Origin of the sequence: Blastomonas sp. UPD001 (genome assembly GCF_003426715.1) — a bacterium.
Taxonomy (GTDB): Bacteria; Pseudomonadota; Alphaproteobacteria; order Sphingomonadales; family Sphingomonadaceae; genus Blastomonas.
Window position 1 is genome coordinate 1 of the sequence record NZ_QKVT01000187.1, and the last position, 8,278, is coordinate 8,278.

At 65.4% G+C, this 8,278-nt stretch carries 8 protein-coding genes; 3 read left to right on the forward strand and 5 right to left on the reverse strand.

Features of this window, described 5'->3' with window-relative positions:
- The coding region (locus DM995_RS20465; protein WP_232824592.1) for a tetratricopeptide repeat protein at positions 1–1,552 on the forward strand (1,552 nt) is incomplete at its 5' end.
- A gap of 4 nt (positions 1,553–1,556) precedes the next feature.
- Here the strand turns inward: DM995_RS20465 and DM995_RS20470 are convergent.
- Genes DM995_RS20470 through DM995_RS20480 form a run of 3 tightly spaced genes read right to left on the reverse strand, consistent with a single transcriptional unit; the run spans position 1,557 to position 3,197 of the window.
- The gene (locus DM995_RS20470) at positions 1,557–2,327 is read right to left on the reverse strand and encodes a sulfite exporter TauE/SafE family protein (RefSeq protein WP_116970880.1); all 771 of its coding nucleotides are present in this window, start codon (positions 2,325–2,327) and stop codon (positions 1,557–1,559) included.
- Positions 2,328–2,331: 4 nt separating this feature from the next.
- A complete protein-coding gene (locus DM995_RS20475; protein WP_116970881.1) occupies positions 2,332–2,859 on the reverse strand; it encodes a rhodanese-like domain-containing protein in 528 nt (175 codons plus the stop codon).
- 11 nt (positions 2,860–2,870) lie between these two features.
- Positions 2,871–3,197: an ArsR/SmtB family transcription factor gene (locus tag DM995_RS20480; protein ID WP_232824593.1), complete on the reverse strand. Its 327-nt coding sequence runs from the start codon at positions 3,195–3,197 to the stop codon at positions 2,871–2,873.
- A gap of 70 nt (positions 3,198–3,267) precedes the next feature.
- Between DM995_RS20480 and DM995_RS20485 the strand changes: the two genes are divergently transcribed.
- Both DM995_RS20485 and DM995_RS20490 read left to right on the forward strand, forming a co-directional pair.
- A complete protein-coding gene (locus tag DM995_RS20485) occupies positions 3,268–4,161 on the forward strand; it encodes an MBL fold metallo-hydrolase (RefSeq protein WP_116970882.1) in 894 nt (297 codons plus the stop codon).
- An 85-nt stretch (positions 4,162–4,246) separates the two neighbouring features.
- Positions 4,247–4,792 (forward strand): DsrE family protein, encoded by a 546-nt coding sequence (locus DM995_RS20490; protein WP_232824594.1) that lies wholly within the window; start codon positions 4,247–4,249, stop codon positions 4,790–4,792.
- Between the two features lie 9 nt (positions 4,793–4,801).
- Here DM995_RS20490 and DM995_RS20495 read toward each other — a convergent pair whose 3' ends face one another.
- Together DM995_RS20495 and DM995_RS20500 are read right to left on the reverse strand one after the other, a co-directional pair.
- Positions 4,802–5,974, reverse strand: coding sequence for a PepSY-associated TM helix domain-containing protein (locus DM995_RS20495; RefSeq protein WP_116970883.1), 1,173 nt, complete (start codon positions 5,972–5,974; stop codon positions 4,802–4,804).
- A gap of 26 nt (positions 5,975–6,000) precedes the next feature.
- A complete protein-coding gene (locus tag DM995_RS20500; protein WP_116970884.1) occupies positions 6,001–8,109 on the reverse strand; it encodes a TonB-dependent siderophore receptor in 2,109 nt (702 codons plus the stop codon).
- Positions 8,110–8,278: the final 169 nt, after the last annotated feature.

Here is an 8,278-nt window from a genome sequence, read left to right on the forward strand (position 1 = left end):
CTTAGCCTCGCCGCCTGTGCTGGGGAGAGCGATGATGGTGCGGGTTGCGTTGCGGCGGATGGCGTTCATCCTGTCGATAGTCTGGGCCGCCGCTGTCCCGGCCAGGGCCGAATGGCATGAAGCCTCGAGCGCCAATTTCCTCGTCTATGCCGATCAGGGCGAAAAGCAGGTCCGCGCCTTCACCGACATGCTGGAGCGCTATCGCTCCGCGATGCGCTATGTCTACAAGCTGCCCGAGGAGCCGACCTCGCCCTCGAATCGCCTCACCGTCTTCGTCGTCCGCGATGCCAACCAGGTGCGCAAGCTGATGGGCGATGGCAGCAAATATGTGCTGGGCTTCTATCAGTCACGCGCGGGTGGATCGGTGGCCTTCATCCCGCGCGTCGACGGCACGCAGCAGGCCGGGCGCGTCAGCGACGGCGAACTGATCCTGCTGCACGAATATGCGCACCATTTCATGTTCTCGGTCTTTGCGGGCTCGCCGCCGCTCTGGTTCGGTGAAGGCTTTGCCGAGTTCTATGCCGCGTCGAAATTCGAGAAGGACGGATCGGTGGGGTTGGGCCTGCCCGCCGCGCACCGTGGCGCAGAGCTGGTCTATGCGAAGGACGTGCCGCTCGAGATGCTGCTCAGCACGCGGAAGTACCGCGAAAACGCCTCGAAGCAATATGACTCCTTCTATGGCCGCAGCTGGCTGCTGTTCCATTACCTGACCCTGTCGGGCAAGCGCAGCGGGCAGATGGGCGATTATCTCGCCCGGCTCGGCAAAGGCGAGGGCGAGGAGGCGGCGGCTACCGGCGCCTTCGGCGATCTGGCCGTGCTCGACAAGGAGCTGGAAGCCTATCTGCTGTCTCGCCGGATGAACTATCTCAACCTCAATGCGAGCAAGATCGCGAGCGCGGCCATCGCGGTCCGTCCGCTGACGGCGGCCGAGGCGGCGATCATGCCGGTAATGATGCGCTCGCGCCGCGGCGTGAACGAGGAAACCGCGCCGGCCGTGCTCGAAGACGCGCTCAAGGTGGCGGCGCTCTATCCCGATGACCCGTTCGTGCTGACGGCGCTTGCCGAGGCCGAATATGATGCTGGCCATGACGATGCCGCGATCGCCGCCGCCGACAAGGCAATCGCCAAGAACCCGCAGGCCGTGGGCGCGATGATCCAGAAAATCTATGCGCTGTTCCGCAAGGCCGGGGACGACGACGCGCTCTGGCCCAAGGTCCGCGCGGCGATCTCTGCCGCCAATGCCACCGAGAACGACAACCCCATCCCGCTCGCCTATTTCTTCCGCAGCTATGCCGCGCAGGGCAAGAAGCCGCCCGAGATGGCGGTGCAGGGCCTGCAAAGGGCCCTGCAGCTGGCGCCCTATGATACCGGCAACCGGCTGACGCTGGCCGAGTATTTTGTCCGCACCGGGCAGAGGCAGGCTGCGGAAACCACGCTCGCCCCGCTGCTCAACCATCCGCACGACACCCAGCTCGCCGATCTGGCGCGCAAGATGCTGGACCGGGGCAATGCGCAAGCCGGGCCCGGTACATCCGACGACAGCAGTTCGTGATTGGTCAGCCCGTCAGCACGTTCCACAGGACGAGCAGCGCCACCAGCAGCACCATCGCCGCAAACAGTCGGCGGGCGATGAGCACCCTGCGCGCCAGCACCCGCGCCAGGACTATGCCCGGCACCGTGCCCATCGCGCCGCCCGCCACCATGGCCGCGAGGATCGGTCCGTCGATCTGACCCGACATCGCATAGCTGGCGCTGGTCGATGCGCCGAACAGGCTCACCGAAACCAGCGACGAGGCGGCGGCGTTGGACAGCGTCATCCCCGTCGCCGCCATCAGCCCCGGCGCGATCAGGAAGCCCCCGCCGATGCCGAAGAAACCCGCCGCCAGTCCGACCAGCAGCCCGATCGGCGCGAGCTTCATCGTCCGCGCGACATCGAGCCGCACCAGCGGATCGCCGGTGCTGCGCGGGGTGCGCATCATCGACAGCGCCACCAGCGCCATGGCAATCGCAAACCAGCCGAGCAGCGCCTGACCATCGACCTGCTGGGCGACATGCGCACCGATCAGGGCGCCGCTTACCCCCGCCACGGCGAACACGCTGGCGCAGGGCCATTTGACCGCGCCTGCGCGCGCCTGACCCAACAATCCGGCGAGCGCATTGAGCGCGACGGCCGCGGCGGATGTTCCGATCGCGACATGCACATCGGCGATGCCGACGACATAGATCAGCCAGGGCGTCGCGAGCACCGACCCGCCGCCCCCGAAAGCCGCCAGCAACAGGCCGACGATCGCGCCTCCCAGCGCGGCAAGGGCGAGGGTCTCGATCATCGGCTCAGCCCAAGGCGCGCCGATTCCAGGGCATCAGCGCGAGCAGCCGCGCCATGCCGCAAAAGCCGCTCAGTCCGGCAAAGGTCAGGCCCAGCCCGACAAAGGCGGTGAGCGCGACAAAGGCGGGCGCGACCAGCCACGCGAGCAGGAGACCCGTCAGGATCAGCAGGCCCGCCGCAATCTGCACCTGACGCATCAGTTCCAGCGGCGCGCGCGCATTGCGCACGACCGGTTGCCCGGCCGCTTCCCAGGCCTTCAGCCCGCCCTTCAGCACAAGCGTATCGACGGGCCATTGCCGCGCGAGCCGTTCCTGATGAAGCCCCGTGCGCATGCCGCTGGCGCACATCAGGATCGGCAGGACACCGTCTTCCAGCACCACCGGTTCCGCAATGGCTGCCGAGGCGGGGCGCAGGATCGCGCCCGGAATGTGAGCGCGCGCGAACTCATCCGGCTCGCGAATGTCGATCAGCCGCGCGAGGCCCTGATCGAGCAGTTGGTGCGCCTGATATGCATCGATGCTCCTGATCGCCATGACAAGATTCCTCAGCTTTCTGGGGGACAATAGATCGCGGCAAGCACCTGCATGATCTGCAGCACCGCAGGGTCGGCGATCCGGTAGAAGATGCTGGTGCCCTCGCGCCGGGTCTCGACCAGCCCCTCCTCGCGAAGACGGGCCAGGTGCTGCGACAACGCCGACTGCGACAGCGCGACCTGCTGCTGAACAGCACCGACCGACATTTCGCCTTGCACCAGCAGGCAGAGCACCTGCAATCGGTGCGGATTGGCCAGCGAGCGCAGCATGCGCGCCGCCTCGTCGGCCTTGGCAGCCATCGCTTCGGGCAGAGGCTTGCTGAAAGAGATAATGGACATGGGGCTCATATATTCCTTGATTCTAATTTAGACAAGCCTAAATTAAAGAGAGTTTAAAGAGGAGTCCGTCATGCCCATCGCCATCCATCCGCATTTCGACACGGTGACCAACACGGTCAGCTATGTCGTGATCGACCAGGACAGCGCGCGCGCGGTGATTATCGATCCGGTGCTGGATTTCGAGGCCAAGGCAGCGACCATTGCCACGACCATCGCGGACAGGCTGCTCGCCATCGTCGATGAGCAAGGCGCGACGCTCGACTATGTGCTGGAAACGCATGCGCATGCCGATCACCTGACCGCCGCCCATTACATCCGCGCGCGCACGGGGGCGAAGGTCGTCATCGGAGCGCATATCCGCAACGTCCAGTCGATCTTCACCCCGGTCTTTGCGGCCGAGCCGATCGAAACCGGCGAGGTGTTCGACATGCTGGTCGACGAGGGCGACACGCTGGCATTGGGCGAGACCGCTATCCGCGTGCTGCACACGCCGGGGCATACGCCCGCCTGCCTTACCTACCGGATCGACGACGCGGCCTTTGTAGGGGACACGCTGTTCATGCCCGATTACGGCACCGCGCGCGCCGACTTTCCCGGCGGCGACGCGGCGACGCTCTATCGCTCGATCCGCAAGATCCTGGCGCTGCCCTCGGAAACGCGCATCTTTGTCGGGCACGACTATCTGCCCAAGGGCCGCAGCGATTTCCGCTGGGAAACGACCGTCGCGGAACAGCGCGCGGCCAATGTGCATGTGCATGACGGCGTGAGCGAGGCCGAATTCGTCGCGATGCGCGAAGCGCGCGACGCCACGCTTGATGCGCCCACGCTGATCCTGCCCAGTCTGCAGGTCAATATCCAGGGCGGAAAACTGCCCAGTCCGGACGCGGAGGGCCGCGCCTTCCTGCGCCTGCCCATCAACGCGCTGGGCAAGCACAGTCCCCTGCCCGCCGAATTGTTCGAATAAGGCTGTGGGCAGCGCGCTGGGGCGCTATGGACGCAAGACGATATTGGCGAGGGAGGCGGTGATGCAATCTGCTGTTGGGAAGTCCATGATGGGCCTGATGGCCTTGGCGGGGCTATCGGTCGCGCTACCGGCAACGGCGCAGGACGGCCTGCGTCCGGGGTTTCACGCCGGAACCGCAGTCCCCGAATTCGGCCCTGTCGCCAGCGTCGAGGGCCATATGCCGATCCCCGCCGAGGCGACCTTCAGCATCGCGTTCGATGTCAGCGAGCCGGGCAAGCCCGGCAGCCTCAACCGCACGATCGAAAGCGCTGCGCGCTTCATCAACATGCATGTCGAGGCGGGCGTGCCGCGCGAGGCCATCCGCATTGCGGTGGTCGCGCACGGCCAGGCGTCGTTCGACTTGACCAATGCCGCGACCTATGCGGCGAAGCATGACGGTGCCGCCAATGCCAACCTCGCCGCGATCGCGACCCTGCTGCAGCACGATGTGCAGTTCATCCTGTGCGGCCAGAGCGCCGCAGCGCTGGGCATCAAGCGCGAGCAGCTGGCCCCCGGCGTCAAGCTGGCGCTCTCCGCGATGACAGCGCACGCGCAGTTGCAGCAACAGGGCTACACGCTCAATCCGTTCTGACACCACCGATCATTCGGCCGGAGCGACCGACGGCTCGGGCCGAACTCCTGACCGCCGGCCAGCCTCTCTTCGGGCGGAGCGCTTGCGCCACCAGATCATCAGGCCGGTGACGACGAGCGTGCACAGCGCGATGCCGGCCAGGAAAATGGCGATCCGCCCCGGCCAGCCGAACGCCTTGCCGCTGTGCAACGGGAACTGCCAGGCGACGAAGATGTCGCCCGCGCTTCCCTCGTTCATATGCCGGTCGCCGACGACAGCGCCGCTGCGCGCATCGACGAACAGCCAGCGCCCGCCATTGCTGTCGATGTCGCGCGGATCGAACAGGCGCAACCAGTAGACGCCCTTGGCCGGGTTGTACGAAAGGCTGTCCACCCTCGCAGCCCCTGCCAGCGCCAAGGCCTGATCGAGGCCCACCGGCGGATTTTCGAGAGGCGTTGTCAGGGCAGGAACCGCCGCGTCGGGCCGTTCGGTCAGCGGGGAGACCCGATCCACCGCAGCGATCACCGTCTCGTACCAGTTGAAATACACACCGGTCACCGCGAGCGTCAGCGTCAGCGGAAACAGCCAGAGCCCCCCGGCCCTGTGCAAATCGAAGACGCGCTTGTGCCCCGCCGCCCTGCGACGGATGCGAAAGCTCTCCTTCCAGCGGGCGGCGCTGGGAAAGGACAACACGGCGGATACGAGATGGTCGATGATCCAGACAACGCCCACCAGGCCCAGAAGCCACGTCATCCAGCTCCCCAGGTGCAGCGAGTAATGAAAGGTGTAGAGAAAGCTCATCAACCCGCGCCGCGAAAGGTCGATCGCATTGGCGTCGCGCGCGCCCAGCACCCTTGCCGTGGCCGGGTCGACGAATACCTGCCAGTAGGACGGGCTCGCCACTGGCGGCTTGCCGGGAGTGGCGACGGGTTCGAGATAGACCGTGACGACGTCGCCCGGTTCGTCGGGCAGGTCGATATAGCCGGGTCGGTTGCCCGGATGCGCCTCGAGTGCGGCCCCGACCATGCGGCTGACGGGAAGCGAGGAGCCGGGACTGGCGGTGAACCAGTCCGCATTCAGGCCATGGTCGATCTCCTCGTAAAAGACGAGAACCGACCCGGTCGCGCCGAGCAGGAACAGCCAGAGCGCCCCCAGCAGGCCGAACCAGCGATGCCACAGCACCAGGGCGGGTCTGAGCCGCATCGACGGTCAGCCCCCCGCCCGGGCCATCAGAAGGCCCATGAGACGGTGCCTTCGAAGGTGCGCGGCGTGCCATAGGTCACCCGGCCCGGGCCAAAGGCATCGAAGGCGAAGCTGTCGGTCAGGTTTCGCGCGTTGAGCGCAAAGCGCCAGCGGTCGATCTCATAGGAAATGACGGCATCGAGCAGCGTATAGCCCGGCAATGTCAGCGTGTTGGCATGGTTCACCGGGCGCTTGTCGACCAGCGTCACGCCGCCGCCGAATCCAAGGCCCTTGAGCGGGCCCGACTGGACCTCGTAGCTCGACCAGATACTGGCGCTATGCGGCGACGTGCGCTGCACCTGGCGCCCCAGAAAGGCCGCCGTGTTGGTGCGGGTAATTTCGGCATCGAGATAGGCATAGCTTGCCTGGATGCTCCAGCCGGGCAGGATCGTGCCTGCCAGCGACAGTTCGACACCCTGGCTGCGCTGTTCGCCATCGAGCACGGAAAAGCCGACATTGACCGGGTCGGGCGTCGCGACATTGGTCTGCTCGATGCGATAGACGGCCAACGAACCGGTCAGTCCTTCGGTCAGATTGACCTTCGCGCCGAGTTCCATCTGCTCGCCACGCGTCGGGGCAAAGGCCTCGCCTGTGACCGTCCTGCCGATCTGCGGCTGGAAGGATCTGCTGTAGCTGGCATAGAGCGACACGGCCTCGCGCAGCTTGAAGATCAGGCCGACACGCGGGCTGAAGGCGCTGCCGCTTTGGCGGGTGCGCGTGCCGACCCCTTTGTCGCTATCGACTTGTTCGAATGTATCGTAACGGCCGCCGACAACGAAGCTCCACTGATCGCTGAAAACGATCCGGTCCTGCAGGAAGAGCCCGAGTTCGCGCAAAGTGTTGCCCGCATCATAGGTAAAGTTCAGCGCGCCGCGCCGCGCGCCGTAAGCCGGATTGAACAGGTCAATCGGCGCGGAAGGATCGAATTCCCGGTAACGGAAATCGGCAGTCGAGCGCGACAGGTCCAGTCCGGCGATCAGCTCGTGACGGACCGCGCCGGTCGTGAAACGGCCCCGCAGCGTCGTCTGCATCTGGGTCTCGCTGTACGCGTCGAAGGAATCGAACGGGGTTCGTGACAAGGTTCGCCCATCGGCAGCCAGCACGCCCGGAAGCTCCGCGCCGACGGCGGCATAATCGGTATCGACGAAGCGCAGGATGCTGCTGACCGACCAGTCTTCGCTGAATTCATGCACCAGGCGAGCGCCGATGCGATGCTGTTCCACGTCCACGCTGCCGGTATTGACGTTTCGCCGACGGGATATCCGACCATTGGGATTGGCAAGAATGGTACCGACCGCAGGCAGCCCGAAATTCTGCCGGTCGAGATCGAGAAGCTTGTAGGCCCCTTCGACCGTCAGGCTGGTCCGATCGCCCAGCTTCGCCCGCACCGACGGCATGATCACCGAATTGCGCGTGCTCGCCCCTTCCAGAAACGATCCCTGGTCGCGCACCGACGCGCTCAGCCGATAGCTGATCTTCCCCGCCTGATCCAACGGCCCGGTTAGATCGGTCTCCGCGCGGAAGAAGTCATAGCTGCCCAGCGTGGCCGTCACGAAATAGCCGGGCTCGGCCTGGGGTTGCTTGGTGATGAAGTTGATCGTCCCGCCCGGCGAGGAATTGCCGAACAACAAAGAAGCAGGGCCAAGCAGCACCTCGATCCGCTCGATCCCGGTCAGGTCCGGTCCCAGATTGGCCGCCGGACCGTTGCCGACCTTGGACAACATGCCATCGAGCGCCGTCGGTGCAAAGAAACCGCGAACCTGCACCCGCAGACCATCGAAATTGGCAGGTGCGGAATTGCGGACGCTGGGGACATTGGCGAGCGCGCTGAAGGTATCCGCGCGCTGGTCGCGCAGCAGGTCCTCGGTCAGCACCTGCACCGATTGCGGTGTATCGAGCAACGCCGCTCCATCGCGCGTTCCGACCGCGTCGAGCGCCTGATAGCCCGATGCGCGTCCTGTCACGGTGATCTCGCGCCGCGCCTGCTGTTCGGTTTCTGCATCCTGCGGCTCGGCTTGCGCATGGACTGGCGATGCAGCGATCGCCAGCGGCAGCGACAGCAGAGCCAGGCGGAAAAGGTGTCGAGGTGCAGTCACGGCCGCCTCATCAAATGTTAATGCGAGGCGTTCCTAACAATTCCGAAATGCGAGTCAATTGCAATAATTGTCATGGCGTCAGCTTGGGGGATTTTGCTGCGCCAAGCCCCCGAATGATCCCCGCATCCCGCATTCGCCCGAGCAGCGGACAACAAAAACCCCGCCGGAA